Here is a 26,405-nt window from a genome sequence, read left to right as displayed (position 1 = left end):
ACCGCGTCTGCCAAGATGCGGTACGTCATGGTGCAGATACCGAACACGCCCGCGCCGACACCGTCGTCGGCGCCGCGCTCCGTGCCCACGAGCGCCGACGTGGCCCGCCTGGCCGGCGTCTCGCGCGCGACCGTCTCCTACGTCCTGAACAACACCAGCGCCGTACGGATCAGCGAGCCCACGCGCCGCCGCGTCCACCAGGCCGCGAAGGAACTCGGGTACGTCCCGCACGCGGCCGCCCGCACGCTGCGCGCGGGACACAGCCGGATGGTCCTGATGCCCGCCCCGCCCGTCCCGGCCGGGCCCCTCTACAGCCAGTTCGTGCACGACTTCCAGGGCGCCCTCAGCCGCCTCGACTACATCGTCGTCCAGTACGGCGCCAGCGGACTGCACGGGGACGACGCCGCCCGCGCCTGGGCCGAACTGCGACCGGTCGCCGTCCTGGTGCCGGGTCCCGGCCTCGGCCCGGAGGGCGTCGCCGTGCTCAAGCGCTCCGGCGCCCGCGCCGTGGTGACCCTCAGCTCCGAGCCCGTCGAGGGCGCCCACGCCCTGCTCCTGGACCACGCCGGCGTCGGCCGCAGCGCCGCCGGGCACCTGGTGGCCCGGGGCCGCCGCCGCATCGGTGTCGTCGTCCCCGTGGAGCCCGGCCTGAAGATGTTCTCCGTGCCCCGTCTCGCCGGCGCCCGCCAAGCCGTGCAGGGCACCGACGCCACCATCACCGAGCTGCCCCTCGCCTACACCGAGGAGTCCGCGGCCGCCCTCGCCGCCCGCTGGCCCGGCCTCGGCCTCGACGCGGTCTTCGCCTACAACGACGAGTACGCCATGCTGCTGATGCGCGCCCTGCAGGACGAGGGCGTGCGCATACCCGAGGACGCGGCCGTCATCGGCGCCGACGACCTGATGCTCGGCCGGCTGCTGCGCCCCCGGCTCAGCACCGTCCGCATCGCGCTGCCCTCCGGCCGCGACCTCGCCGGGCTGGTCGACCGGGCGGTCCGCAACCCCGGCGCCCAGCCCGAGTCGCACGAGATGTTCGAGGCCACGGTGGTGCACCGCGACTCCACCTGACCCACCGCCGCACCAGGGGAGGCATGCCATGCGCACAAGGGTCGGCATCATCGGCGGCGGCCCCGCCGGACTGCTCCTCGCTCGTCTGCTGCACCGCGCCGGCATCGACTGTGTCGTCCTGGAGAGCAGGACACGCGAGTACGTCGAGCGGCGCCAGCGTGCCGGGATGCTGGAGCAGGGCACGGTCGACGCCCTGCGCGCGGCCGGCGCGGCCCACCGCCTCGACACCGAGGGCCTGGTCCACCACGGCATCGAGCTGCGCTTCGAGCGCGAGCGCCACCACCTCGACTTCCCGGTCCTCACCGGCGGCCGCACCGTCACCATCTACGCCCAGACGGAGATCGTGAAGGACCTCGTCGCCCTCCAACTCGCCGCCGGGCCACCCCTGTTGTTCGAGGCGGAGGCGCTCGCCGTGGAGAAGCCGGAGAGCGACACACCCGTCGTACGATTCCTGCACGACGGCCGCGAACAGACCCTCGTCTGTGACTGGGTGGTCGGCTGCGACGGCTCCCACGGCATCGCCCGCGCCGCCTTCCCGGCGGCGGCCGGCCGGACGTACACCCACGACTACCCGTACTCCTGGCTCGGGATCCTCGCCGAAGTCCCGCCGTCCTGCGACGAGTTGATCTACGCCCGGCACGAACGCGGCTTCGCCCTGCACAGCATGCGCTCGCCGTATGTGTCCCGCCTCTACCTCCAGGTCCCCAACGACACCAGCCTCGACGACTGGCCCGACGACCGGATCTGGGACGAACTCGCCGCGCGCTTCGCCATCGACGGTGACTGGACCCTGAACCGCGGCCCGATCACCGCCAAGGCGGTCACCCCGATGCGCAGCCAGGTCCACGCGCCGATGCGCCACGGCCGGCTCCTGCTCGCCGGGGACGCCGCCCACATCGTCCCGCCGACCGGCGCCAAGGGACTCAACCTGGCCGTCTCGGACGTCAGCGTGCTCGCCCACGCCTTCACCGCACTGCACGCCACAGGCTCCACCCGGCTCCTGGACGGGTACTCGGACCTGTGCCTGGAGCGGGTGTGGCAGGCCACCCGTTTCTCCTACGACATGACTAGGATGTTGCACGCTCAACCAGATGGGGATGCGTTCGACCACCACCTGCAGCTCGCCCGGCTGCGCCGGATCACCGCATCCCGCCACGCGGCCGCCGAACTGGCGGCGAACTACACGGGACTTCCGCTTCCCACGTGAGTCCCGCGGGTGACTGATCGGAGAGCCGTCATGCCGTTGCTCGACCCCACGACCTGGCAGTCCCGCACCCTGTCGGGCCCCCAGCACCCCGTCACCGAGCCCGCCACCGGCGACACCCTCGGCACGGTCGTCCTGGCCGGCGCCGAGGACGTCGCCCCGGCCGCCGAGGCGGCCCGCGCCGCCCAGGCCGAGTGGGCCCGCGTCCCGCACTTCGTCCGTGCGGGAGTGCTGCGCAAGGCCGGCGACCTGTTCGCCGCGCACGCCGAAGAGCTGCGGGAATGGCTCGTGCGTGAGTCGGGCTCCATCCCCGGCAAGGCCGACTTCGAACTGCACGTCGCCGCCCAGGAGTGCTACGAGGCCGCCGCCCTCGCCTCCCGCCCGGCCGGTCAGGTCCTGCCCAGCGAGGCGCCCCGGCTGTCGTACACCCGGCGTGTGCCCGTCGGCGTCGTGGGCGTGATCTCCCCGTTCAACGCCCCGCTGATTCTGTCCATCCGCTCCGTCGCGCCCGCCCTCGCGCTCGGCAACGCGGTCGTCCTGAAGCCGGACCCGCGTACGGCGGTGTGCGGCGGGCTGTCCCTGGCCGCTGTCTTCGCCGAGGCCGGTCTGCCCGAGGGCCTGTTGCACGTCCTGCCGGGCGGCCCCGAGACCGGCGCGGCCCTGGTCGCCGACCCGCGCGTGCCCGTCATCTCCTTCACCGGCTCCACCGCGGCCGGCCGGGCCGTCGGCGAGGCCGCCGGACGCCACCTCAAGCGCGCCCACCTGGAACTGGGCGGCAACTCCGCCCTCGTCGTGCTGGAGGACGCCGACCTCGACGCGGTGATCTCCACGGCCGCCTGGGGCTCGTTCTTCCACCAGGGCCAGATCTGCATGACCACCGGCCGCCACCTCGTGCACGCCTCCCTCTACGAGGAGTACGTCGAGCGGCTCGCGGCGAAGGCCGACTCCCTGGCCGTCGGTGACCCGCACCGCGCCCAGGTCCACCTCGGCCCCCTCATCGACGAAGGCCAACTCACCAAGGTCCACGGCCTGGTGGAGGCCAGCACGGCCGCCGGCGCGAAACTCGCGGCGGGCGGCACGCACGAGAACCTCTTCTACCGGCCCACCGTCCTCGCGGGCGTCGACGACCGCACGCCCGCGTACGCGGAGGAGGTCTTCGGCCCCGTGGCCCCGGTGCGTGCCTTCTCCACCCCGGACGAGGCCGCCGCCCTGGCCGCGGAGAGCTCCTACGGCCTCTCCCTGGGCATCGTCACCCGCGACGCCGCCCGCGGCCTCGAACTCGCAGAACGCATCCCGACCGGCATCGTCCACATCAACGACCAGACGGTGAACGACGAGGCCGTGGCGCCGTTCGGCGGGATCGCCGCCTCCGGCACCGGCGCCCGCTTCGGCGGCGAGGCCAACCTGGAGGCCTTCACCGACGTGCGCTGGACGACGGTGCGCGGGGACGTGGCGCCGTACCCCTTCTAGGAGTTACTCACCCTGGGCGCCCTGGCCCTGGGCGGCCTGCTGCTCCTCGATCGACTTGCGGACCTCGTCCATGTCGAGCTTGCGGGCCTGCCCGATGACGTCCGCCAGGGCGGCCTCGGGCAGGGCACCCGGCTGCGCGAACACGGCGACGCGGTCACGGACGATCATCAGCGTCGGGATGGACTGGATGCCGAAGGCCGCGGCCAGCTCCGGCTGCGCCTCGGTGTCCACCTTGCCGAACACCAGATCGGGGTTCTCCTCTGCGGCCTTGTCGTACACCGGGGCGAACTGACGGCAGGGCCCGCACCAGGACGCCCAGAAGTCGATCAGGACGAAGTCGTTGTCGGTGACCGTCTGGTCGAAGTTCTCCTTGGTGAGCTCCACGGTGCTGCTCATGGCGTCATTCCCTCTTCCCGGTGCTTCCTGCCAGGTGCTTCCTGGCATGAGGTGAAGCCGTCCGCACAACACGGGCGGCCGGTCGCGTATTCCGCGCCCCTACCCGTGTGGCCACCCCGCACACCACCCACCAGACTGACCCCATGACGGAAACGGAAACCATCGCGTACGACGTCGTGGTGCTCGGGGCCGGGCCCGTGGGGGAGAACGTCGCCGACCGCACCCGCGCCGCCGGCCTCACCACCGCGGTCGTGGAGAACGAGCTGGTCGGCGGCGAGTGCTCGTACTGGGCCTGTATGCCCAGCAAGGCCCTGCTGCGGCCGGTCATCGCCCAGGCCGACGCCCGCCGGCTGCCCGGCCTGCGCCAGGCGGTGCAAGGCCCCCTCGACGCGCCCGCGGTCCTCGCCCATCGCAACTACTACACCTCCGACTGGCAAGACGACGGCCAGGTCCGCTGGCTGGAGGGCATCGGCGCGGACCTGTACCGCGGCAGGGGCCGTCTGGCGGGCCCCCGCACAGTGACCGTGGGCGACAAGATCCTGACCGCCCGGCACGCCGTCGCCGTCTGCACCGGCTCCCGCGCCGTCCTGCCCGATCTGCCGGGCCTCGCCGAGGTCAAGCCGTGGACGAGCCGGGAGGCGACGAGCGCGCAGTCCGTCCCCGGCCGGCTCGTCGTGGTCGGCGGCGGAGTGGTCGCCACCGAGATGGCCACCGCCTGGCAGGCCCTCGGCGCACAGGTCACCGTCCTCGTCCGCGGCAAGGGCCTGCTCAACCGCATGGAGCCCTTCGCGGGCGAAATGGTCGCCGAGGCGCTCACGGAGGCCGGCGCGGACGTGCGGACCGGCACCTCGGTGGAGTCGGTGAGCCGGTCGGACGGCACCGTCGTGGTCGTCACCGACACCGGCGAGCGCATCGAGGCCGACGAGATCCTGTTCGCCACCGGCCGCGCCCCGCGCACCGACGACATCGGCCTCGACACCGTCGGCCTGGAACCGGGCTCCTGGCTCACGGTCGACGACAGCCTGCGCGTCACCGACAGCGAGTGGCTGTACGCGGTCGGCGACGTCAACCACCGCGCCCTCCTCACCCACCAGGGCAAGTACCAGGCCCGCATCGCCGGTGCCGCCATCGCCGCCCGTGCCTCGGGGGTGGCGGACCTGGAGTCCGACGCGTGGAGCGCCCACGCCGCCACCGCCGACCATCACGCCGTCCCGCAGGTCGTCTTCACCGACCCCGAGGCCGCCGCGGTCGGTCTCTCCCTGGCGGAGGCGGAACAGGCCGGTCACCGCGTCCGCGCCGTCGACGTCGACCTGTCCTCCGTCGCCGGGGCGGGCCTGTACGCCGACGGCTACAAGGGCCGCGCCCGCATGGTCGTCGACCTGGAGGACGAGATCCTGCGCGGCGTCACCCTCGTCGGCCCCGGCGTGGGCGAGCTGATCCACTCGGCGACCGTCGCGGTCGCCGGCCAGGTCCCCGTCGCCCGCCTGTGGCACGCCGTCCCGTCCTACCCGACGATCAGCGAGGTGTGGCTGCGGCTGCTGGAGGCGTTCCGCGACCACTGACCTGCCTGCGGCGGCAACTCGCCTTACGGCAGCTCGAAGCCCAGCGCCCTGGCTGCCGTCTCCGGCGTCGGCTGCGCCCAGCGCTGCGCCACGGTCTCGTTGGCGGAGAGCGAGCGCAGTTCGGCCCGGTCCAGGTAGAGCAGGCCGTCGAGGTGGTCCGTCTCGTGCTGCACGATCCGGGCCGGCCACCCGCTGAACACCTCGTCCAGCGGGCGGCCGTGCTCGTCCTCACCCCTCAGCCGCACCTCGGCATGCCGCGCCACCACCGCCTGCCACCCCGGCACGCTCAGACAGCCCTCGAAGAACCCGGCACGGGCGGAACCGACGGGCTCGTACGACGGGTTGACCAGGACCCGGAACGGCTGCGGCACCCGGCCCCGGGCCACCCGCACCTCCTCCGGCACCGGCGCCGGGTCCTCGATCACCGCGATCCGCAGCTCCACACCGACCTGCGGGGCGGCCAGACCCACACCCGGCGCCGCGTGCATGGTGACGCGCAGGGCCTCGACGAAGCGGGCCAGGAGCGCGGGGTCGAGCTGACCGTCGTAGCGCTCGGTGCCGACGCGCAGGACCGGGTCGCCGGCCGCGACGATGGGCAACGGGCCGCCGAGGGCGAGGAGTTGCTCGATCCGCTCGGCAAGGGGAGCGCGGGGACTGGGAGATGCCATCGGGCCAGCATGCCACGACGGCCTCGCATCTCCCGGATTCCCTTGTGACACAGGTCACTTGGGTGGCTGGGAACTCGGCGGGGTCCCGCTCCGACTACTGGACCGTCACGCCTGAAAAGGTCCCCACGACCCTCGGAGAAGCCCGCCGATGTCCACCGCTCCCTCGACCACCACGGACGAGGCCCCGCAACCCGCAGCGCCCGCGCCGACGTCCCGCGGTCCGTGGGCACCCCTGCGCCCCCTGGTGCTGCGCCTGCACTTCTACGCCGGCGTGCTCGTCGCCCCGTTCCTGCTCGTCGCCGCCGTCACCGGCTTCCTGTACGCGGGCGCGTTCCAGGCCGAGAAGCTCGTCTACGCGCACGAGATGACCGTGCCGGTCGGCGAGACCAAGCTGCCCATATCCGAGCAGGTGGCTGCCGCCCGCAAGGCGCACCCCGAGGGCGCGGTCGCGTCGGTACGGCCCTCCCCGGCCGACGACGCCACGACCCGGGTGATGCTGTCCGGCGTCAAGGGCGTCGACGAGACCCACACCCTCGCCGTGTTCGTCGACCCGTACACCGGCAAGGTGCGCGGCGCCCTGGAGCAGTACGGCTCGACCGGCGCGCTGCCGCTGCGGACCTGGATCGACGAGTTCCACCGCGACCTGCACCTCGGCGAGAACGGCCGCCTCTACAGCGAGTTCGCCGCGAGCTGGCTGTGGGTGATCGCGGCCGGTGGCGTGGCGCTGTGGTTCTCCCGCCGTCGCGACCTGCGCAAGGTCCGCGGCACCAGCGGCCGGCGCCGCACGCTCGGTCTGCACGGCACGGTCGGCGTGTGGGCCGCGGCCGGCTTCTTCTTCCTGTCGGCGACCGGTCTGACCTGGTCGCAGTACGCGGGCGCGAGCATCGACGAGCTACGCACCTCGCTCGGCGGGTCCACCCCCTCGATCTCGGCGGCGGTGACCGCCGGCGAACACGGCGGTCACGACGCGGCCTCCGGCACCGGCGGCAACGGCGAGCACGGCGTCGGCCTCGACAAGGTCCTGGCCGCCGCCCGCGCCGAGGGCCTGGGCGACCCCGTGGAGATCGTGCCGCCCGCGGACGCCGAGTCGGCGTACGTCGTCAGGCAGGTACAGCGCAGCTGGCCCACGAAGCAGGACTCCGTGGCGGTCGACCCGGCCACCGGCGAGGTCACCGACGTCCTGCGGTTCGAGGACTACCCGGTGCTCGCCAAGCTGACCCGCTGGGGCATCGACCTGCACACCGGCGTCCTGTTCGGCCTGGTCAACCAGATCGCGCTGATGCTCCTCGCACTGGCACTGATCCTGCTGATCGTGTGGGGCTACCGCATGTGGTGGCAGCGCGGCCGCGGCAACGCCTTCGGCCGGCCGATCCCGCGCGGCGCGTGGGCGCAGGTCCCGCCGTACGTCCTCGTCCCGCTGATGGCGGTGATCGCCGTGCTCGGCTACTTCGTTCCGCTGCTCGGCATCCCGCTCGCCGCGTTCCTCGTCGTGGACGTCGTCCTCGGCGAGATCGCGCACCGGCGCGGGCGGCGGACGTCCGCCTGAGTGCTCGGACGGGAGCGGCCCGACGGTGATCTCCACCGCCGGGCCGCTCCCGTCGTGGTGTCAGGCCTCCGGGAAGTCGCCCGCCAGCGCGGAGGCGATGCGCAGGTGCGGTCCCGCCTCCTCGTGCCGTCCCTGACGCTCCAGGGTGCGGCCCAGCATCAGCCGGGCGTAGTGCTCCACCGGGTCGCGTTCGACGATGACCCGCAACTCGGCCTCGGCGCGGCGCAGTTGGGCCGAGTGGTAGTAGGCGCGGGCGAGCAGCAGCCGCGGTCCGGTCTGCTCCGGCACCTCCTCGACCAGCCCGGCCAGGACCCGCGCGGCGGCGGCGTAGTCGCGCGCGCCGAAGAACAGCTGCGCACGCTCCCAGCGCTCGGCCGGTGTTCCGTGGTCGTAGTAGGCGGTGTCGTACGTCGCCTCGTAGGTGATGTCCACTCGTGGCCTCCTTCGAGGCCGACAACCGGACCTGCCGGTTGAATATTCCACTACCTCTGGGAGGTGAGCGCGGCCAGTTCCGCATTGGCCCGCTCGGTGACCAGCGCCAGCACGCGGCCGCCGGCGGCCAGGTCCTCCGCGGGGATGCCGGCGTAGATCCGGGCGGAGACCCTGCCCGTCTCGGCGGCGACCGTGGCGATCAGCTCGCGCCCCGTTTCCGTGGCCCGGATCTGCGGACCGTCGGCCGACAGCAGCCCCTTGGTCAGCAGTTCGTCGACCGTGACGCGGACGTCGGCGGGGTCGGTCTTGAGTGCCCCGGTGACCTGGGCGACCAGGGCGTCCAGGTCCAGCGGGCCGTCGGCGACCACCGCCGCCCGGAGGGTGATCTGCTGCGGGAAGGTCGCCCCGTGGCGGGCGAGGACGTGCTCCAGGACGGCGCGGCCGGCGTAGTGCGCCAGGCCGATCGCGCGGCCGTCGACGGTGGGTGCGGTGGTGGTCATGTCTCCCCCTGAGGGTGGTCGTCGGTGACGTCGAGAGGTACGTCGAGCAGGGCCGTCAGCTCGCTCGTGAAGGTGCGCGTCCGCGGGCTGTCCAGGCCGCCCAGCGGCTCCAGCAGCTGCTCCAGCAGCCCCTGGACCACCGCGACGGCCCGTCGCGTGACGTCCCGGCCCTGTTCGGTCAGCGCCAGCTGGACGGCGCGCGGGTCGCGCGGATCCCGGGTGCGCTCGATCAGCCCCGCGGACTCCAGCGCCCGCGCGAGCTTCGACACGTACAGCGGTTCGAGTCCCGTGTGGTCGGCGAGACGCCGCTGACTAGGGCGCTCACCACCGCGCTGCATGCCGTACAGCGAGGCCACCAGGGAGTACTGGGCGTGGGTGAGCCCCAGCGGCGCCACCGCCCGATCGACCGCCACGCGCCACTTCGTCGACAGCCGCCACACCAGGTAACCGGGTGTGGCCCTTTCGGAACCCTTGCTCATGGCGGATACAGTACATGGCGACTATGTCCATGGCTACTATTTCTGGTGAGGGCCGGAGAGGCCCGGGAACGGCGACGGCAAGTCCGCGTCGACCTTCCTCAGGCCCCGGGGCCGTGGGCTGACGCGGACCTCCGTCGTACCGGCGCAGGACACGGCGGGCCGGGCGCCTACTGCGGTTTCAGTAGGCAGACCTGCGATTGCGGTAGACGGCAGTGCCAGTAGCCGCACGACGACGAGACCGGCCCCGCGAGGACAGTCTGAGCAGGCAATCGAGTACGGATGTCGAGTACGGATGTGGAGTTCCCTGACGTGGCTGCTTTTCTGTATCGGCTGGGCCGTCTGGCCTTCCGGCGGCGCGGGTACGCCGCCTTGATGTGGGTGGCCGTCCTGGCCGCCGTCGGGCTGAGCGCGCTGCAGGCGCCGGCAGCCTCCGACGAGGAGTTCTCCATGCCGGGGATCGAGTCCCAGAAGGCATTCGATCTCATGGAGGAACGCTTCCCCGGCGCGGCAGCCGACGGCGCCACCGCGCGGGTCGTCTTCGTCGCCCCCGACGGGCATAAGGTGACCGCCACCGACAACAGGAAGGCCGTCGAAGAAGCGGTGGACTCCCTGGCCGGCGGCTCGCAGGTCGCCGATGTCGCGGACCCGTTCGCGTCGCAGACGGTCAGCGAGGACGGCTCGACGGCGTACGCGACCGTCACCTACAAGGTGACGTCCGAGGACGTCACCGACGCCAGCCGTACGGCGGTGGAGAAGGCCGCCGACCAGGCGCGGGAGGCGGGCCTGACCGTCGAGGCGGGCGGTTCCGCGATGGACAGCGGTGGCGGTCCCGGCGGAGTGGCCGAGATCATCGGCATCTCGGTGGCCGCTGTCGTGCTGCTGCTCACCTTCGGGTCGCTGGCCGCCGCCGGACTGCCGCTGCTGACCGCGATCGTCGGCGTCGGCATCAGCCTGTTCGCGATCCTGACCCTGGCCGACCCGCTCGGCCTGTCCGCCAGCACCGGCACCCTGGCGATGATGCTGGGCCTGGCGGTCGGTATCGACTACGCCCTGTTCGTCGTCTCCCGCTACCGCGAGGAGCGCGCCCGGGGCCGTACGCCGGAGGAGGCGACCGGGCTGGCCGTGGGCACCGCCGGGTCGGCGGTCGTCTTCGCCGGACTGACCGTGGTCATCGCGCTGGCCGGTCTGTCGGTGGTCGGCATCCCGATGCTGGCGAAGATGGGCCTGTCCGCCGCGGGTGCGGTGGCCGTCGCCGTGCTGATCGCTCTGACCCTCGTCCCGGCGTTCCTCGGGTTCTGGCCGGACGCGGTGCTGTCGCGTCGGGTACGCAAGGGAGCCAAGCGCGAGGACAAGGCCGAGACCCGCGAGCGGACCCTGCGCGGCAGGAGGATCCTGTCGCGCAGGAAGAACGCGCCGGCCGGGAGCAGCCCCGGGGCCGAGGTCGTGGCTTTGAGGAGCGGGGGGACCGAGAACGAGAAGCCTGAGCCGGACAACCTGGGTACCCGCTGGGCCCGCTTCGTCCTGCGCCGCCCCCTTGCCGTACTGCTCCTCGGAGTCCTGGGTCTCGGCGGCCTCGCCCTGCCGGCGGCGTCCCTGCAGCTGGGCATGCCGGGCGACGAGGCCAAGTCCACCGCCACCACCGAGCGCCGGGCCTACGACGCGCTGGCCGAGGGCTTCGGACCCGGCTTCAACGGACCTCTGACCATCGTCGTGGACGCCAGGGGAGCAGACGATCCCAAGACCGCCGTGAGCACGATCAGCGAGGAGATCGGTGCCACGAAGGGGATCGTCTCGGTCTCGCAGGCGCGCTTCAACGAGGCCGGTGACACCGCGGTGTTCATGGCCACTCCCTCCACGAGCCCCACCGACGAGAAGACCAAGACCCTGGTCAAGACCATTCGTGACGAACGTCCCGCCGTCGAGTCGGCGACGGACGCGTCCTTCGAGGTCACCGGTACCACCGCGCTGAACATCGACATGGCCGAGAAGGTCCAGGCGGCACTGGTCCCGTATCTGATCGTGGTGGTGGGTCTCGCGATCGTGCTGTTGCTGGTGGTCTTCCGGTCGGTGCTCGTCCCGCTGAAGGCGGCCCTCGGCTTCCTGCTGTCGGTGCTGGCGTCCCTGGGCGTGGTCGTTCTGGTCTTCCAGCAGGGGCACGGTGCGGAACTGGTGGGCGCGGAGACCACCGGTCCGATCATGAGCCTGATGCCGATCTTCATGGTGGGCATCGTCTTCGGCCTGGCCATGGACTACGAGGTCTTCCTCGTCTCACGGGTGCGGGAGGCGTACACCCACGGCGAGGCTGCCAGGCCGGCAGTGGTGTCCGGGTTCCGCCACAGTGCCCGGGTGGTCGTGGCCGCCGCGCTGATCATGATCGCGGTCTTCGCCGGGTTCATCGGCGAGAGCGACTCCATGATCAAGATGATCGGGTTCGGTCTCGCCTCCGCGGTGCTCTTCGACGCCTTCGTCGTACGGATGGCGATCGTGCCCGCCGTGCTCGCGCTGCTCGGCGACAGGGCCTGGTGGCTGCCGAAGTGGCTGGACCGGATCCTGCCGCGGGTCGACGTGGAGGGAGAGGCCCTCAGCCGCCGTCCGACCGAGGCCCAGGGCCCTGCCCCCGACCCGGACCCGACGCCGGACGAGCCGGTGGAGGCGCGTGTCTGACCGGGTGCTCGCCCGTCCCCGGGCCGCCCGAGGCGAGGACCTCGGGCGGCCCGGACAACCGTCCAGCCGAGCGTCGGCGACCATGGACCCGGAACCCTCACCCGGAGAAACACGATGACGAGCAACCTCGAGCGGTACGCGGAGCGCCATCCGCGCGTCGCCGACACGTTGATGTTCCTCGCGCTGTGCGGCTGCACCGCCCTTGGTACCTCGCTCAGCGTCCCCGGGACCGATCTCCCGGACAACGACGGACCCGCCACGCTCCTGGCCGGCCTCTCCTGCTTCGTGGTCGTGAAGGCGCGAAGTCACCCGCGGATCGCCGTCGCCCTGGCCACGGCCTCCTCGGTGGCCGTCGGCGCCATGGGATATCTGCCCACCCCCCTGTTGCTGGCGCCTCTCATGATGGCGCTGTACTGGCTTGCCGCCGCCACCGATCCCACCATCACGCGCGTGTACGGCCTGGTGGCCATGGCCATGGTGGTGATCACCGCGATCCTCGACAGACCCACGACCGACATGCTGCTGCTTCGCACCGTCGGCCCGGTGCTCTGGCTGCTGCTGCCCCTGGTCGGCGGCGGCAGATCCCGCCTGCGGCACGCCTACACCGAGTCCGTTCAGGCGCGCGCCGCGCACGCCGAGCGCACCCGCGAGGAGGAGGCCCGTCTGCGCGTCGCCGAGGAACGCATGCGCATCGCCCGGGAACTCCACGACGTCGTCGCCCACCACATGGCCGTCGCCAACGCCCAGGCCGGCACCGCCGCCCACCTGGCGCCCACGCACCCCGAGCAGGCCCAGAGGATCCTCGCCGACCTGGCCCTCACCACGTCCTCCGCGCTGCTCGAACTCCGCGCCACGGTCGGTGTGCTGCGCCAGGCCGGCGATCCCCACTCCGACTCCCTGGAACCGGCTCCCGGCCTGGACCGCCTGCCCGAGCTGGTCTCGGCGTGCGAGTCGGCTGGTCTCGCCGTCACCGTCACCACCGAAGGCGAGCCGCAGCCCCTGTCACCGGGTGTGGACCTGACGGCGTACCGGATCATCCAGGAAGCCCTCACCAACGCCACCAAACACGCCTCCGACCCCGCGGCCCGTGTCCGGCTCACCTACTCGGGCTCCCGCCTGCTCATCACCGTCACCAATGACGGGCACGCCGTGGCTCCGTCCGTTCCAGGCGGCGGCTACGGTCTGATGGGCATGCGGGAACGCGCCCACTCCGTCGGTGGCGACCTGCGCGCCGGTCCTCGCCCCGAAGGGGGCTTCGAAGTCACCACCGCACTGCCGCTCCAGGCACGCGTCCATGAAGAGACCCTGACAGAACGACAAGAGGCCGCCCAGTGACCATCCGCGTCCTGCTCGCCGACGACCAAGCCCTGCTGCGGGGCACGTTCCGGCTTCTGATCGACTCCTGCGACGACATGGAGGTGGTCGGCGAGGCCGCCAACGGCGAGCAGGCGGTGAACCTCGCCCGTACCCACCGCCCGGACCTGGTGCTCATGGACATCCGCATGCCCGGGACGGACGGGCTGGCCGCCACCGCCACCATCTGCGGCGACCCCGACCTCGCCGGGACCCGGGTCCTCGTGCTGACCATGTTCGAGACCGAGGAGTACGTCGCCCAGGCGCTGCGCGTGGGCGCCAGCGGCTTCCTGGGCAAATACGTCACCACGGACGCGCTTCTCGCCGGAATCCGCACGGTCGCCTCCGGTGAGGCCCTGCTGTCGCCGGGGGCGACACAAGCACTGATCACCCGCTTCCTCTCCACCCCTGCACCGGGATCTCTCCTCGCCCCTCCGGAGCGCCTCAGCGACCTCACCCCCCGCGAACGGGAAGTCACCGTGCTGGCCGCCCAGGGCATGTCCAACGACGAGATCGCCGCCGAACTCGTCCTGAGCGTCCTGACCGTGCGCACCCACATCCAGCGTGCCCTGGCCAAGCTCGGAGCCCGCGACCGGGCCCAACTCGTGGTCATCGCCTACCAGACCGGCCTGGTACGCCCGGAATCGTCGAGGCCCTGACCACTGTCCCGGACACGGGCACGGCGGGGCTCTGACCTGCCCGGACAGCCCGGCACTGTCCGGGACTGTCCGGGACAAACGGTTGTCGTTGCTCTCGTTCCCCGGGGCCGCCAGCATCGGTGGCGGTCGCCGGGCGAAAGGTCGTGGTGAGGGGGAGATCACGACCCGGAGCCCCGCGGCTCGAAGGCCGTGGGCGCCCGGTGCGTCCCACGCCGCCCACGGGTACGCAGACGCTCCCCGACCTCGACGACAGGGAACTGATGATGCGCATACGAACGGCGTGTACGGGCGTGGTGCTCGGCACGGCACTGGCCCTCGCCACCTTCGCGGTGCCCGCCCAGGCGGCCGCGCCGGCCCGGGCCGCCGCCGGCTGCGAGACCCTGCGGGCCACCGTCGCCAACTCCCAGGGACTGAGCGGCGGCACTGTGCAGGCGACGGTCTGCATCTACTCCGGTGGCAGTGCCGACTTGAACACCTCCTACTACAACTATGTCCAGGACCATCAGGCCGACGGCGTCGCGGCCCGCGCGTACATCCGCGACAGCTGGGGTCTGTACGGGCCGCTCGCCGTGGACGACACCTCCACGTCCGGGGGGCAGGACCTGGGCTACTGGGACTCCACGACCACCGGCAACACGTCCGTCCGCGTCTATGTCTGCCTCGGCACGAAGTACCCCGGCGACTCCGGGGCGCGCTGCGCCTCGGACGTCATGTACGCGTAGCAAAGGCCGTTCTCCTGGAGGAACCCACCATGCATGTCCGCAAGCGCCTCGCCAACGGCACCCTCGCGGCCTCGCTGCTCGCCGGGGTCACGATCCTCGCCCCGACCGCCGCCCAGGCCGGCGAGGAGAGGGCCGCGGCCGCTTCCTGTTACGGGAGCGCGCACAGTTACTCCAAGCCGGAGGGCACCGCCGATCTCCCGGCTGGTCGGCTGTTCGTGACGTCGGGCAACTGCGCCGACATCAACATCATGCCCAGGACCAACCGTTACGTCATGGTGTGCTTCGAGACGGCGTCCGGCGGAAGCCACTGCCCCTCGGGCTACACCCTTGCCGTGGGCGGTGAGTGGAACGTGATCGAGTACGACGTCCCCGACGGCACGCAGTTCTACTTCCACTTCCGCTCGGCGGCCTTGTCCAACGGGAGTTGGGCCGCCTGATACCGAACCCCCCGTGGCAGCCCGCGCGCCATCGCAAGCGCTGCCAGGGATGAGTCGAACCACGCGGTGCGCTCCGCGCCCGGCGATGAACCGCATCGCGCGCACCGGTGCGCACCACGATGTTCCGCATCCTGCGCACCGGTGCGCGCACCATCCCGGCCGCCGACGAGGCGGTTCACTCCCAGTCGCCGCACCGGTGCGCATCCCGCGCTACCGGTGACGCCTTGAGCCACCGCCCTTCAGGACACGAGCACGCCATCTTGACTGCCTGGACCGGAAGCCCGGCTTTTCCCAGGTCAGCGCACCCTTCCCCGCGGTTTCAGCGGCGTGGTCGGCAGCTCCGGCGCGGGCAGCGGAGCCCCGTCGTAGCCGTGGACCTCGCCGAAGCGGGTGCCTGTCATCCAGTCCTGGCGGGCCTGTTCGATCTCCGCCTGGGTGCGGCCGACGAAGTTCCACCACATGACGAGCTCCTCGGCGAAGGGCTCGCCGCCGAGCAGCATCAGCCCCGCGTCGGACTCGGCCCGCAGGGGCAGCTCGGAGCGGCCGCAGCCGAGGTAGAGCATCGAGCCCGGCAGTACCGGCACGCCGTCCACGTGCACCTCGCCGGACATCGCCAGCACGCCGTACTCGAAGTCGGGGACGAGCGGCAGCCGCACATCGGCGCCCCGGGCGAGCGCGAGGTCGGCGCCGACGATCGGGGTGAACGCCGTGCCGGGCGAGGTCGCGCCGTCGAGGTCGCCGAGGATCACGGTGGCCGTGAGGCCGGGAGCGGTGACGGTGGGCAGGGTGGCGTGGTGTTCGAAGCGGGGCTCGGTGTGCCGGTGGGCGTCGGGCAGGGCGACCCACAGCTGGGCGCCGTGCAGATAGCGGGCGTGCGCCTTCGGGCTCTCCTCGGAGTGGCTGATCGCGCGGCCCGACGTCATGAGCCCCAGTTCACGGGGCCGGATGGTCTGGAGGCTGCCGGTGGAGTCCCGGTGCAGCACCTCACCCTCGTGCAGCCAGCTGACCGTCTGCAGGCCCATGTGGGGATGCGGCGGGACCTGCATCCCGGGCTCGTCGGCGATGTCGTCGGGGCCGTAGTGGTCGACGAAGGCCCAGGCTCCGATCATGCGCCGCCCCAGGTTCGGCAGCAGCCGACGCACCTCGGTCGACTCCCCGAGCTTCACCTGCCGGGGGCTCAGCAGCTCACGGACGGGCTCGGCGACGACGAATCCACGTCCGCCGCAGACGCTCGGCACGGGCGCACGGTCAAGGTTGCTCATGCCGACAACCTAGGTCAGCGCTTGACCGATTGCCCAGCGTGGCGGCGAGTTCCTCGCTCGCCCGGACGATCTCCCGGTCCGGTTCGTCGAGGAGGTGGCGCAGGACGCCGCGCTGGGCGTGGACGGCGTGGCGGGCCTCGCGTTCCCATTCCACGTAGTTGTCGCGGCGGCGCAGCAGCTTGGGGTAGGCGGCGGCCGTGGTCTCCCACTGGCGGGCGTCGGCGATGCTCTTCAGCAGGTGCAGGATCCCGACGCGGCAGGTGACCTGTGGAAGCCGGACGAGCTCCCAGAGGAAGGGCACCGTCGCCGCCGTCGCCTGGCCCACCAGGAAGCCGTACTGGCAGATGCGCCGGCGCAGTTCGCCGAGGGCGGAGCCCGCGGTGTCGGCGTCGCCCCGGGCGACGGCGTCCAGCAGGAAGGGGATGGCCGCGGCGCAGCCGGTCGAGTCCTTGATCTCGGGCCACGGCACGTGTCCCAGGTCCTCGAGCGGTGCGGATCTCTTCGTGGGAGTCATGGTCAGGTGGGGGGACGGGTCGGCAGCATGGCCCAGACGGTCTTGCCCACGGGGGAGCGCCGGGTCCAGCCCCAGTGCTCCGAGAGGGCTTCGATGATGTGCAGGCCGCGGCCGTGCTCCAGCAGGGAATCGTCGGTGCGCGGGTAGACGGGCAGTCCGTCGCTCGGGTCGGTGACCGCGCACACCAGGTGGGAGCGGCGCTGGGTGAGCCTGAGCCGTACGTCGGCAGCGTCGTCGGGCAGGTCCGGCAGTGCGTGCAGGACGGCGTTGGCGGCGAGTTCGGTGACGACGGTGAGCGCGTCGTCGGCGCAGTGGTCCAGGGACCAGCTGTCGAGGGTGCGGTGGGTGAAGTCCCGCGCCTCGGCGAAGCCCTCCCGGCTGCCTGTGAGGTGCAGTGTGGCGGTTCTGGACGAGTACCGGACGGACTCGTGACTCCGGAACTGCGCAGGTGATGACACGGCATCTCCCTGAGGCGACGTCAGAACGGGGCGCCAGAAGTGCGGTTGACGACACCGTTATTATCCACGCTGACGATGTCCTCGTGCAATTTCACGGGAAATTGCGCGTACGAGCGAGGAGAGTGCAGTGTCGTCAGTGCCGAACGGAGTGCGGGCGAGCGCGCTGGGCGTTCGCTGGATCAAGAGCAGCCACAGCAACGCCGAGGGCAACTGCGTCGAGGTGGCCGTCCTGGACGGGGGAGGGATCGCGATGCGCAACTCGCGTGACCCCGACGGCCCGGCCCTGGTCTACACACCGGCGGAGGTGGCCGCGTTCCTCGCCGGGGCGAAGGGCGGGGAGTTCGACCACCTGCTGTGAAAGACCTGTGATCACCTCTGGTCCGGGGCACGGGTGCGGCATCAATTCCCGTGCTCCGTACGGTCGGAGGCCTTCGGGTGCGATAATGCGGTCTGTCGTCTGCCGGTCAAGGGGGGAGTCAGGATGCCTGCCGAGTCACCTCGCGTCTCCCGCCTCGAACCGTATCTGAACCGGGCCGAGCCTGCCCCGACCTTGCTGAAAATGCTGGTCGGTGTGCAGTTGGCGGGCATCCGGGAGGACGCCGGACTCTCCCAGGAGCAGGCCGCGCGTGCCCTCGGGTTCAGCCCGGCGAAGCTGTCGCGGATCGAGGCGGGCAAGGGGCGCCGCCCACCCGCCGAGGCGGACGTGCGCGCGCTCCTGGAGCAGTACAAGGCCGACGAGTACGAGGCGTCCGTACTGCTGCAGTTGCTGCGGCGCGCCGGGGAGCCGGGCTGGTGGCAGCGCTACGACAAGCGGCTGATGCCCGAGTGGTTCGACCGGCTGGTCGGACTGCAGGAGGCGGCCATGGCGATCCGTACCTTCGAAATCCAGTACGTGCCCGGCCTGTTGCAGATCCCCGCGTACACCCGCGCCGTCGTGGAGCGCGGGCTGCCGACGGCGTCGGACCGGGAGGTCGAGCGCCGGGTGGACTTGCGGACGCGGCGCCGCGAGCTGCTCGACCGCCCCGACGCCCCGCAGTTGTGGGCCATCGTCGACGAGTCGGTGCTGCTGCGCGTCCTGGGCGGCCGCCAGGTGATGCGGGAGCAGCTCGACCACCTCGTGCGGATGGCGCAACTGCCCCATGTCACCGTCCAGGTCGTGCCGTTGGACGTGACGCATGCCTCCGCGCCGGCCATTCCCGTGACCTATCTGCGGTTCGGCGGCTCCGATCTGCCCGATGTCGTCTATCTCGAGCAGATCAGGAGCGCCACCTTCCTGGAGGGCCGGGACGAGACGGAGGAGTACCGGATCACACTGGACCGGCTGGCCGACGAAGCGCTCCAACCGCGTGACTCCCTGGACCTGTTGAGGGAGACGAGGGACCGGCGCTACCCCGCCTCGTGACCCTTTCCGGTCAGCCCAGGCGGCCCACTCCGCCGAACTCGATCCACTCCTGGGTGAGCTGACGGGGCGTCACCTCGCTGTCCGGGCGCCAGGTGGAGACCTCCACCAGCCCCGGTTCGAGGATCTCCAGACCCTCGAACCACTCGGCGACGTCCTTCTCCTCGCGTACGCGGCCCCAGTGTCCCTGGGTGGCCTGGTCCATGAAGTCCGTGACGAAGTCCCGCACCTTCGGGTCCTCGCTGACCAGCTGACACATCACCAGATAGCTGCCCGGAGCGAGACGCTCGACGACCCGGCGGACCACCGCGAGCGGGCCGTCCGTCTCACTGTCCGGAATGCAGTGGAAGACCGAGTTGAACAGCACGGCCACCGGCTGCGAGAAGTCGATCAGGCGCTCGGTGTCCGGGTGGCTGAAGATCGCCTCGGTCTCGCGCATGTCGGCGTGGATGACGGTGGTGCGCTCGTCCTGTTCCAGCAGGGCCCGGCCGTGCACGAGCACCATCGGGTCGTTGTCGACGTAGACGACGTGTGCGCTGGGGTCGATGTGCTGGGCGACCTGGTGCACGTTGTCCTGCGTGGGGAGACCGGACCCGTGGTCCAGGAACTGCCGGATGCCGTACTCCTGCGTCAGGGTCTTCACGACCCGCTGCAGGAAACGCCGGTTGTTCAGCGCGAGGGCGCGGGTGCTCGGGACGACCTTGTCGAGCTCCTCGCAGGCCGCGCGGTCCGCCGCGTAGTTGTCCTTGCCGCCCAGGTAGTGGTCGTACATGCGCGCGGCCGTGGGAACCGTGGCATCGATCTTCGTGGACAACTGGTTGCCAGGCTGCATCTCTTCCCCCAGTTCCGGGCCGTGCCGCGGACCGGCGCGGTCGACAACCCATCCTAGGGACACGGCAATTGGCGGTGCCACCCCTTGATCGACGGTTCCCCTGAAGGCGGGACGGGGGAGGTGGCGAAAGGCTCGCTCGCTGGACTGTTCGTCCAGCTCTTGGATTTGTGGTCTAATCGAGTCCGGCGGAGCGGAGTCGGACGGAGCCGAGTCCGGCGGAGCTGAATCCGTCAGGAGCTGCACGGGAGGGTGGATGGCGGTCGAGGACCCCCGGGAGGCGGAGCGGGACGCGATCCTGCGGGCGCTCGCCCCCGTCGTCGACGGGATCGCGGCGACGTTCGGGCCGGTGTGCGAAGCGGTGCTGCACGACTACCGGCGGCCGGAGAAGTCCGTGGTCGCCGTCGCCGGGTCGGTGACCGGGCGGACGGTCGGCGGGGCGATGAGCGAGATCGGCATGCGCGTCCTCGCCCGCGGCGACGAGGCCACCGACGAGCTGAACTACGTCACCCGTACGGGCGCCGGCCGGCTGGTGAAGTCGTCGACGATGGTGCTGCGCGACTCCACGGGCGCGGTGTTCGGCGCCCTGTGCGTCAACGTCGACGTCACCGAGGTCGACCGGGTGCAGAGCCTGCTCGCCGCGCTCGCCGGGGCCGGCGGACCGCCCGCGGAGGCGCCGGTGACCACCTTCGGCGACGACATCGACTCCGTCGTCGACGCCCTCCTCGACAGCCATCTGGACCAGACCTGGGCCGGACTCGACCGGCCGCGCCGCCTGGAGCTCTTCCGCAGCCTGGACGAACGCGGCGTGTTCGCGGTGCGCCGCGCGATCGAGCAGGTCGCCGCCCGCCTCGGCATCTCCCGGGCCTCCGCGTACAGCTACCTGTCCCAGGCGAGGGCGGCCGGCACGACCAGCGCCCACGACACCTCTGAGGGAGCCAACCCGTGACGACCACACCCCCGCCGATCACCCTCGACGACGTCCGCGACGCGGCCGCCCGACTCAAGGGCGTCGCCCACCGCACGCCCGTGCTCCGCTCCCGCACCCTCGACGCACTCGTCGGAGCCGAAGTCCTGCTGAAGTGCGAGAACTTCCAGCGGGTGGGCGCCTTCAAGTTCCGCGGAGCCTACAACGCGGCCTCCCGGCTGAGCCCCGAACAGCTCGAACGGGGCATCGCCGCCTACTCCTCCGGCAACCACGCCCAGGCCGTCGCCCTCGCCGCCCGTGAACTCGGCACCACCGCCGTGATCGTCATGCCCGAGGACGCCCCGCGCTCCAAGCGGGAGGCGACCGAGGCGTACGGCGCCGAGATCGTGACGTACGACCGCTACGACGGCGACCGGGTGGCCATCGCCGAGGCCCTGGCCGCCGAGCGGGGCCTGACCCTGATCCCGCCCTACGAGCACCCGCACGTCATGGCGGGACAGGGCACCGCCGCACTCGAACTCCTCGAGGAAGTGGGGGAGCTGGGTGCCCTGCTGACACCGGTCGGCGGGGGCGGGCTGATCGCCGGGAGCGCGACGGTCGCGAAGGGGCTGTACGAGGGGATCCGGGTCGTGGGCGTCGAGCCGGAGGCCGGGGACGACACCAAGCGGTCGCTGGAGGCGGGCCGGCGCGTGAGCATCCCCGTGCCGCACACCATCGCTGACGGTCAGGCTCTGCACACGCCCGGTGAACTGACCTTCTCGGTGAACCGGAGGCTCGTCGACGCCATCGCCCTGGTCTCCGACGACGAGATCCGCGCGGCCATGCGGTTCGCCTTCGAGCGCCTGAAGATCGTCGTCGAGCCGAGCGGTGCCACCCCGCTGGCCGCGCTGCTCTCCGGCCGGGCCGGCGCCCTGCCGCGCCACGTCGGCGTGATCGTCTCCGGCGGCAACATCGACGCGGACCGGTTCGCGCGGCTCTGCGCCGGCGGCTCCTGAGGCGGCGCGGTTCACCCGAATGGCGGCCCCTGAGGTGCGGGCGGACGATGGAGGTGTGGGGCTCGGCCCCACCGGTGACGTCCAGGGCCGCCGGGGAGACGGGCCCCGGCCGTAGTGGAAGCACGGCCGGAAGGGAGGAGCGTCATGCTGGAAGTGAAGACGCTCGACAAGCCGGACGAGCGGCGTGATTTCCCCCGAGGTCACCTCGAAGCCGTCCATATGACGGGCCTCGACTTCGCGGTGGCGACCTTTGAGCCCGGCTGGCGCTGGTCGGAGTCCGTGGCACCGATCGCGGGCACCGACACCTGCCAGGTCCACCACAACGGCTACGTCGTCCAGGGGCGCCTGCACATCACCATGGACGAAGGCGGCGAGGGTGAGCTGGGCCCCGGCGACGTCTTCGTGGTCCCGCCCGGACACGACGCCTGGGTCGTGGGCGACGAACAGTGCGTGCTGTACGACTTCGCGGGAGCCATGGCCACGGACTACGCGAAGGCCAAGGAGGGCTAGTCAGGGCTGGGCAGGTCCGGTCAGGGCTGGGCAGGTCCGGTAGGACGTGCTGGGTCATAGCCGGGTCAGACGGGAAGCAACCGCCCGATCAGAGCGCCGAGTTGGTGGGCGTTGCGGCACTCGTGCATCGCGACCAGCTCGGCGTAGGCGTACGCGGCCGAGTCGCCCGTGCCCCACTGCGCGCGCGGCTCCGGGTTCAACCAGTGGACGTGGCGGGCCCGTTCGGCGATCTGCCGGACGGCCGCCAGGTTCGGGTCGCTCATGTTCGTACGGGCGTCGCCGAGCACGAACACCGTCGTGCGCGGGCCGACCGCGCCCGCGTACCGTTCCGCGAACTCGCCCAGGGCGACGCCGTAGTCGCTGCTGCCGTGCCAGCCGGTCAGGGTCGCCTCGGCGCGGATACGGGCGCCGAGGCCCTCCGGGTCGGCGGCGCCGTGGTCGAGGAGCCCGGTGATCTCGTCGATCCGGTTGACGAAGGCGAAGACGCGCACCTTGCTGAACTGGTCGTGCAGCGCCTGCACCAGCAGCATCGTGAAGTCGGAGAAGCCCGCGACCGAGCCCGACACATCGCACAGCAGCACCAGTTCGGGGCGGGCCGGGCGACGCCGGCGCAGCACCGGCCGCATCGGAACCCCGCCCGTCGACAGCGAGCCGCGCAGAGTGCGGCGCAGATCGATCGTGCCACGGGAGGCCCGACGCCGTCGCGCGGCCAGCCGGGTGGCCAACTTGCGCGCCAACGGCTGTACGGTCCGCCGCAGTTCGGCCAGCCGGTCCTTTCCCGCGTAGAGGAAGTCGACCCGGTCAGCGGTCGGCGCCACCGCCCGCCGGGCGATCTCGTCCCGCCCGCGCCGCTCCGCCACCCGCCGCCGCGCCTCGGCGGCCACCAGCGCCCGGAAGGCCTCGATACGCCGCCGGATCTCGTCCTCCAGCAGCCGCCCGGTGAAGCCCTCACCCCCGCCCTGCCGCCGGACGTCGTCCCGCACGCGCGCCATCAGCGTCTGCGGGCGCAGCCGTTCGAGCGTCTGGTACGACGACCAGCCGTCCGATCCCGGTGAACTCCCGTATCCGCCCAGCCCGTCGACCGCCTCGACCGCCAACTGGGCGAGCAGTATGTCGTCGCCCGCGGCGAGGGCGTCGGCGAGCCGGTCCCGCAGGTCGTCCCGGTCACCGGTTTCCCCCTCGGGCGCGCCCACGCCTCGCGGGAAGTACAGGTCGAAGACGGCGTCGAACAGGCGCCGTTGATCCGTGGTGTGCAGCAGCGTCGCGGCGAGCCCCTCGCGCAGCAGCACCCGGTCCGCGAACCCCAGCGCCGCCGCTGCCTGCGCCGCGTCCACCGTCTCCCCGGTACCGATGCGGACGCCGTGCGCACGCAGCGCGGCGACGAAACCGGTGAGCCGTGCGGTCGCGTCCGCCGGCGCGGTCATACCGCGTCCAGGTCGAGCTTCGCCGCCGCCTTCTGCACGTCGTCCTGGTGCTTGAGGATCACACCCAGCGTGTCGCGGACGAGCGTCGCGTCGAGCGTGCCGGCCCCCAGGGCGAGCAGGGTGCGCGCCCAGTCGATGGTCTCCGCGACGGAGGGCACCTTGCGCAGGTCCATCGCGCGCAGCGCCCCGACCACCCGGACCACCGACTTGGCCAGCGCCGCGTCGATGCCGGGCACCTTCAGCCGGACGATCCGGCGCTCCAGCTCCTCGTCGGGAAAGCCGATGTGGAGGAACAGGCAGCGACGGCGCAGCGCCTCCGACAGCTCACGGCTCGCGTTCGACGTCAGCACGACGAAGGGGCGGCGGGTCGCGGTGATGGTGCCCAGCTCCGGGACGGTCACCTGGAAGTCGCTGAGGACTTCGAGGAGCAGGCCCTCCACCTCGACGTCGGCCTTGTCCGTCTCGTCGATCAGCAGCACCGTCGGCTCGTCGCCGCGGATCGCGGTCAGCAACGGGCGCGGGAGGAGGAACTCCTCGCTGAAGATGTCCGTGCGTGTCTCGTCCCACGTCTCGTCGCGGCCCGCGCTGATGCGCAGCAACTGCTTGGCGTGGTTCCACTCGTACAGCGCCCGGGACTCGTCGACGCCCTCGTAGCACTGCAGGCGTACCAGCCGGGCCCCCGCCACCGCGGCGACGGCCTTGGCGAGTTCCGTCTTGCCGACCCCGGCCGGGCCCTCCACGAGGAGCGGCTTGCCGAGCCGGTCGGCGAGGAACACGGTGGTGGCGACGGCGGGGGAGGCGAGGTAGCCGGTCTCGGCGAGACGGGCGGAGACATCGTCGACGGACGTGAACAACGGGGCCTCCGGAGGTCGGGCGGTGTCGGACCGCACGCGGGGCGTGCGACCTCACTATCTAAGCGCTTGTTCAGAGCTTTTGTCACCGGATTCCGGCGGCGTTGTCAGTGCCGCCCGGTACGTTGCGATCATGGGCGTGTATCTGGTGAGTGTCGACGAGCGGGAATGGTTCGGTGAGGACGAGGGCGGCCACGCGGACGTTGCCTCGGGCCTCAACGAGGAGCTGAGGCGGCGCGGTCTGCCGCCCTACGAGACCGTTTCCGGGGCCGCCGTCGGCGGCGGCTGGTTCGAGGAGAAGGTCAGCCCCTCGATGCAGGGGTTCGCGGCGTTCTGCGAGGCGCATCTGACCGAGGCCGAGCGGGACACCCTCTTGGGATGGACCGTCCTGGTGCCGCTCTGCCTGGAGGAGCGAGTCCTGCTGCCCGTCGGCTCGGCGTACTGGGACGAGACGGTGATCGCCGGCGCCCCGCAGATCCTCGCCCTCGCCGAGCGGCTGGCCGGGATCCTCGACCTGCCACTCGACGTCATACCGGCGACGGGCGGCAACCTCGAACTGACCGCGTGGTTCCTGGACGGCGAGGCGGTCAGGGCCACCGCGGCCAGACCGGGGCCGTGGAGCGCGGACCTGGACACCGCCTTCTACGCCGCGCTGTACCTGCGCGCCGCCCAGTACTCACTGCGGTACGGCTGCCCCCTGGTCTACTCGTGAGCCGGACCGCTCACCGGAACGCGTCCGCGTTGCGCCGCGCCCACTCCTCGAAGGTGCGCGGTGCGCGGCCCAGCACCCGCTGCACATCCGGGCTCACGCGCCGTTCGGCGGGCGTCGGTTCGCCGAGGATGGACAGGGTGGTCTCGACCACGGGGTCCGGCATGAACGCCAGCATCTGCTCGCGCGCCTCCTCGCGCGTCTGCTCGACGAACCGGACCGGCTCACCGATCGCCCTGCCGATGGCCTCCGTCCGCTGTCGGGGGGTCGTGGGGCCGGGCCCGGTCAACTCGTAGATCCGACCGGCGTGTTCGTCCTCCCGCAGGGCGACTGCGGCGACCTCGGCGATGTCGGCCGGATCGACGGTGGGCAGGCCGACGTCGCCGAAGGGCGCCGCGACGGTGCGATGGGCGCGTACCGGCTCCGCCCAGGCGTAGGCGTTGGAGTGGAAGCCGCCCGGCCGCAGGATCGTCCAGTCCAGGCCCGACTCCCGGACGGCGTCCTCGATCGCGCCCGCGAGCGCCCCGTGCGACTCCGACTCCGGCCGGGTCGCCACCCCCTGGGACGACAGCAGCACCACCCGGTCGACCCCGGCGGACTTGGCGACGTCGAGGATGTCCCGCGGGCTGAGCAGTTGCAGGGCGGCGCCACCGTTCTGCAGGAACAGCGCGTCGGCCCCGTCGAACACGGGCCGCAGGCTGTCCGTGTCGGTGAGGTCGGCACGCAACCGCCGTACGCCGTCCGGGACTTCCCCGTTCGAGATGCTCCGGGAGGTGGCGGTGACCCGCTCGCCCGCAGCCGTGAGGAGTCGGACCAGCTCACGGCCGACGTTCCCGGTCGCCCCCGTCACCACAATCATGAGTAACTCCCTTTTCCGAGTGGGTGGTTGGCGTTGCGGGGGCGACGCTAACACCGCCGATATAGTAGGTACCCAGAGGAAAGTGACTTCCCAAGAGGGGTGTACATGACCGGCGTCACGACCGATCCCGAACTCGCCTGTCCCATCGCCCCCGTCGTGGACCTCGTGTTCAGCCGCTGGACCACGCCCATCCTGTGGACCCTCCACGCCCATGGCCGCCAGCGCTTCGTCGAGCTGGAACGAAGGATCACGAACATCACCCCCAAGGTCCTGACCCAGCGCCTGCGCCAGCTGGAACGCGACGGTCTGGTGGTGCGCACCTACCACCCGGAGGTGCCCCCGCGCGTCGAGTACGAGATCAGCGAGCTCGGCCTCAGCCTCGCCCCGCTCTTCGCCCACCTCGCCGACTGGGCCACCGACAACCTGCCCAAGGTGGAGCAGGCCCGGGAGGGCTACGACCGGAGGGGGTGACTCCCGCCCCTCACCGAGTGCGCCTGACACCGGCCCCGT

Annotated in this window: 29 protein-coding genes; 17 read left to right on the top strand and 12 right to left on the bottom strand. The window is 71.8% G+C overall.

The features are described from left to right. Positions 1 to 27: 27 nt before the first annotated feature. Genes IE263_RS27935 through IE263_RS27925 form a run of 3 tightly spaced genes read left to right on the top strand, consistent with a single transcriptional unit; the run spans position 28 to position 3,739 of the window. The gene (locus IE263_RS27935) at positions 28 to 1,065 is read left to right on the top strand and encodes a LacI family DNA-binding transcriptional regulator (RefSeq protein ID WP_189940578.1); all 1,038 of its coding nucleotides are present in this window, start codon (positions 28 to 30) and stop codon (positions 1,063 to 1,065) included. Between the two features lie 28 nt (positions 1,066 to 1,093). Next, positions 1,094 to 2,272 carry a 4-hydroxybenzoate 3-monooxygenase gene (locus IE263_RS27930; RefSeq protein ID WP_189940577.1) on the top strand — a complete coding sequence of 393 codons (1,179 nt, stop codon included), beginning with the start codon at positions 1,094 to 1,096 and terminating at the stop codon, positions 2,270 to 2,272. Positions 2,273 to 2,302: 30 nt separating this feature from the next. Beyond that, on the top strand, positions 2,303 to 3,739 hold the full coding sequence (locus IE263_RS27925) for an aldehyde dehydrogenase family protein (protein ID WP_189940576.1): 1,437 nt from the start codon (positions 2,303 to 2,305) through the stop codon (positions 3,737 to 3,739). 3 nt (positions 3,740 to 3,742) lie between these two features. Here IE263_RS27925 and trxA read toward each other — a convergent pair whose 3' ends face one another. Continuing rightward, entirely contained in the window at positions 3,743 to 4,135 is a 393-nt protein-coding gene (gene trxA, locus IE263_RS27920; RefSeq protein ID WP_189940575.1) for a thioredoxin, read from the bottom strand. A 143-nt stretch (positions 4,136 to 4,278) separates the two neighbouring features. On the opposite strand from trxA, the gene IE263_RS27915 reads away from it, so the two are divergent. Further along, a complete protein-coding gene (locus IE263_RS27915) occupies positions 4,279 to 5,697 on the top strand; it encodes a dihydrolipoyl dehydrogenase family protein (protein ID WP_189940574.1) in 1,419 nt (472 codons plus the stop codon). A gap of 23 nt (positions 5,698 to 5,720) precedes the next feature. Here the strand turns inward: IE263_RS27915 and IE263_RS27910 are convergent, their stop codons facing one another. Next, positions 5,721 to 6,365 (bottom strand): peptide deformylase, encoded by a 645-nt coding sequence (locus IE263_RS27910; protein WP_189940573.1) that lies wholly within the window; start codon positions 6,363 to 6,365, stop codon positions 5,721 to 5,723. A gap of 148 nt (positions 6,366 to 6,513) precedes the next feature. On the opposite strand from IE263_RS27910, the gene IE263_RS27905 reads away from it, so the two are divergent. Next, positions 6,514 to 7,911, top strand: a complete 1,398-nt coding sequence (locus IE263_RS27905; protein ID WP_189940572.1) for a PepSY-associated TM helix domain-containing protein — start codon at positions 6,514 to 6,516, stop codon at positions 7,909 to 7,911. A gap of 60 nt (positions 7,912 to 7,971) precedes the next feature. On the opposite strand, the gene IE263_RS27900 is transcribed toward IE263_RS27905, so the two are convergent. From IE263_RS27900 to IE263_RS27890, 3 genes are read right to left on the bottom strand one after another with little or no spacing between them, the layout of a single operon-like run. After that, positions 7,972 to 8,343 carry a tetratricopeptide repeat protein gene (locus IE263_RS27900; protein WP_189940571.1) on the bottom strand — a complete coding sequence of 124 codons (372 nt, stop codon included), beginning with the start codon at positions 8,341 to 8,343 and terminating at the stop codon, positions 7,972 to 7,974. A gap of 50 nt (positions 8,344 to 8,393) precedes the next feature. After that, positions 8,394 to 8,843: a winged helix DNA-binding protein gene (locus IE263_RS27895; protein ID WP_189940570.1), complete on the bottom strand. Its 450-nt coding sequence runs from the start codon at positions 8,841 to 8,843 to the stop codon at positions 8,394 to 8,396. Continuing rightward, on the bottom strand, positions 8,840 to 9,322 hold the full coding sequence (locus tag IE263_RS27890) for a MarR family winged helix-turn-helix transcriptional regulator (protein ID WP_189940569.1): 483 nt from the start codon (positions 9,320 to 9,322) through the stop codon (positions 8,840 to 8,842). The genes IE263_RS27895 and IE263_RS27890 overlap by 4 nt, the downstream gene beginning before the upstream one ends. A 309-nt stretch (positions 9,323 to 9,631) precedes the next feature. Between IE263_RS27890 and IE263_RS27885 the strand changes: the two genes are divergently transcribed. The 5 genes from IE263_RS27885 (at position 9,632) to IE263_RS27865 (ending at position 15,157) form a co-directional block, all read left to right on the top strand. Beyond that, entirely contained in the window at positions 9,632 to 11,986 is a 2,355-nt protein-coding gene (locus IE263_RS27885; RefSeq protein WP_189940568.1) for an MMPL family transporter, read from the top strand. Between the two features lie 114 nt (positions 11,987 to 12,100). Continuing rightward, the gene (locus IE263_RS27880; protein ID WP_189940567.1) at positions 12,101 to 13,321 is read left to right on the top strand and encodes a sensor histidine kinase; all 1,221 of its coding nucleotides are present in this window, start codon (positions 12,101 to 12,103) and stop codon (positions 13,319 to 13,321) included. Continuing rightward, entirely contained in the window at positions 13,318 to 13,998 is a 681-nt protein-coding gene (locus IE263_RS27875) for a response regulator (RefSeq protein ID WP_189940566.1), read from the top strand. The genes IE263_RS27880 and IE263_RS27875 overlap by 4 nt, the downstream gene beginning before the upstream one ends. A 260-nt stretch (positions 13,999 to 14,258) precedes the next feature. After that, positions 14,259 to 14,720, top strand: a complete 462-nt coding sequence (locus tag IE263_RS27870) for a hypothetical protein (protein ID WP_189940565.1) — start codon at positions 14,259 to 14,261, stop codon at positions 14,718 to 14,720. 29 nt (positions 14,721 to 14,749) lie between these two features. Further along, positions 14,750 to 15,157 carry a hypothetical protein gene (locus IE263_RS27865; protein WP_189940564.1) on the top strand — a complete coding sequence of 136 codons (408 nt, stop codon included), beginning with the start codon at positions 14,750 to 14,752 and terminating at the stop codon, positions 15,155 to 15,157. A gap of 296 nt (positions 15,158 to 15,453) precedes the next feature. Here the strand turns inward: IE263_RS27865 and IE263_RS27860 are convergent, their stop codons facing one another. The 3 genes from IE263_RS27860 to IE263_RS27850 are packed head-to-tail and all read right to left on the bottom strand — an operon-like array spanning position 15,454 to position 17,391. Then, positions 15,454 to 16,419 carry a pirin family protein gene (locus tag IE263_RS27860; RefSeq protein WP_189940563.1) on the bottom strand — a complete coding sequence of 322 codons (966 nt, stop codon included), beginning with the start codon at positions 16,417 to 16,419 and terminating at the stop codon, positions 15,454 to 15,456. Next, positions 16,406 to 16,933: a hypothetical protein gene (locus tag IE263_RS27855; protein WP_189940562.1), complete on the bottom strand. Its 528-nt coding sequence runs from the start codon at positions 16,931 to 16,933 to the stop codon at positions 16,406 to 16,408. The genes IE263_RS27860 and IE263_RS27855 overlap by 14 nt, the downstream gene beginning before the upstream one ends. 2 nt (positions 16,934 to 16,935) lie before the next feature. After that, positions 16,936 to 17,391: an ATP-binding protein gene (locus tag IE263_RS27850; RefSeq protein ID WP_189940561.1), complete on the bottom strand. Its 456-nt coding sequence runs from the start codon at positions 17,389 to 17,391 to the stop codon at positions 16,936 to 16,938. A 127-nt stretch (positions 17,392 to 17,518) separates the two neighbouring features. On the opposite strand from IE263_RS27850, the gene IE263_RS27845 reads away from it, so the two are divergent. Both IE263_RS27845 and IE263_RS27840 read left to right on the top strand, forming a co-directional pair. Beyond that, the gene (locus IE263_RS27845; protein WP_189940560.1) at positions 17,519 to 17,749 is read left to right on the top strand and encodes a DUF397 domain-containing protein; all 231 of its coding nucleotides are present in this window, start codon (positions 17,519 to 17,521) and stop codon (positions 17,747 to 17,749) included. A gap of 123 nt (positions 17,750 to 17,872) precedes the next feature. Further along, on the top strand, positions 17,873 to 18,793 hold the full coding sequence (locus IE263_RS27840; protein ID WP_189940559.1) for a helix-turn-helix domain-containing protein: 921 nt from the start codon (positions 17,873 to 17,875) through the stop codon (positions 18,791 to 18,793). 10 nt (positions 18,794 to 18,803) lie between these two features. Here the strand turns inward: IE263_RS27840 and IE263_RS27835 are convergent, their stop codons facing one another. Beyond that, positions 18,804 to 19,622: an SAM-dependent methyltransferase gene (locus tag IE263_RS27835; RefSeq protein WP_189940558.1), complete on the bottom strand. Its 819-nt coding sequence runs from the start codon at positions 19,620 to 19,622 to the stop codon at positions 18,804 to 18,806. Positions 19,623 to 19,875: 253 nt separating this feature from the next. Here IE263_RS27835 and IE263_RS27830 point away from each other — a divergent pair, with 253 nt between their 5' ends. The 3 genes from IE263_RS27830 to IE263_RS27820 all read left to right on the top strand — a co-directional run bounded on the left by IE263_RS27830 (position 19,876) and on the right by IE263_RS27820 (position 22,052). Then, a complete protein-coding gene (locus tag IE263_RS27830) occupies positions 19,876 to 20,568 on the top strand; it encodes a helix-turn-helix transcriptional regulator (protein ID WP_189940557.1) in 693 nt (230 codons plus the stop codon). Beyond that, a complete protein-coding gene (locus IE263_RS27825) occupies positions 20,565 to 21,542 on the top strand; it encodes a pyridoxal-phosphate dependent enzyme (RefSeq protein ID WP_189940556.1) in 978 nt (325 codons plus the stop codon). Before IE263_RS27830 ends, IE263_RS27825 begins: the two co-directional genes overlap by 4 nt. A 144-nt stretch (positions 21,543 to 21,686) precedes the next feature. Then, positions 21,687 to 22,052 carry a cupin domain-containing protein gene (locus IE263_RS27820; RefSeq protein ID WP_189940555.1) on the top strand — a complete coding sequence of 122 codons (366 nt, stop codon included), beginning with the start codon at positions 21,687 to 21,689 and terminating at the stop codon, positions 22,050 to 22,052. A 65-nt stretch (positions 22,053 to 22,117) separates the two neighbouring features. Here the strand turns inward: IE263_RS27820 and IE263_RS27815 are convergent, their stop codons facing one another. Together IE263_RS27815 and IE263_RS27810 are read right to left on the bottom strand one after the other, a co-directional pair. Then, positions 22,118 to 23,476 carry a vWA domain-containing protein gene (locus tag IE263_RS27815; RefSeq protein WP_189940554.1) on the bottom strand — a complete coding sequence of 453 codons (1,359 nt, stop codon included), beginning with the start codon at positions 23,474 to 23,476 and terminating at the stop codon, positions 22,118 to 22,120. After that, positions 23,473 to 24,330: an AAA family ATPase gene (locus IE263_RS27810; protein WP_189940553.1), complete on the bottom strand. Its 858-nt coding sequence runs from the start codon at positions 24,328 to 24,330 to the stop codon at positions 23,473 to 23,475. The genes IE263_RS27815 and IE263_RS27810 overlap by 4 nt, the downstream gene beginning before the upstream one ends. Positions 24,331 to 24,460: 130 nt before the next feature. On the opposite strand from IE263_RS27810, the gene IE263_RS27805 reads away from it, so the two are divergent. Continuing rightward, entirely contained in the window at positions 24,461 to 25,039 is a 579-nt protein-coding gene (locus tag IE263_RS27805; RefSeq protein WP_189940552.1) for a hypothetical protein, read from the top strand. Positions 25,040 to 25,049: 10 nt separating this feature from the next. Here IE263_RS27805 and IE263_RS27800 read toward each other — a convergent pair whose 3' ends face one another. Then, positions 25,050 to 25,895, bottom strand: a complete 846-nt coding sequence (locus tag IE263_RS27800; protein ID WP_189940551.1) for an SDR family oxidoreductase — start codon at positions 25,893 to 25,895, stop codon at positions 25,050 to 25,052. A 105-nt stretch (positions 25,896 to 26,000) separates the two neighbouring features. Here IE263_RS27800 and IE263_RS27795 point away from each other — a divergent pair, with 105 nt between their 5' ends. Next, positions 26,001 to 26,366 carry a winged helix-turn-helix transcriptional regulator gene (locus IE263_RS27795; protein WP_189940550.1) on the top strand — a complete coding sequence of 122 codons (366 nt, stop codon included), beginning with the start codon at positions 26,001 to 26,003 and terminating at the stop codon, positions 26,364 to 26,366. Positions 26,367 to 26,405 lie beyond the last annotated feature (39 nt).

The organism is Streptomyces aurantiogriseus (genome assembly GCF_014649375.1).
Taxonomy (GTDB): Bacteria; Actinomycetota; Actinomycetes; order Streptomycetales; family Streptomycetaceae; genus Streptomyces; species Streptomyces aurantiogriseus.
This window is presented reverse-complemented; position numbering and strand designations above follow the sequence as displayed.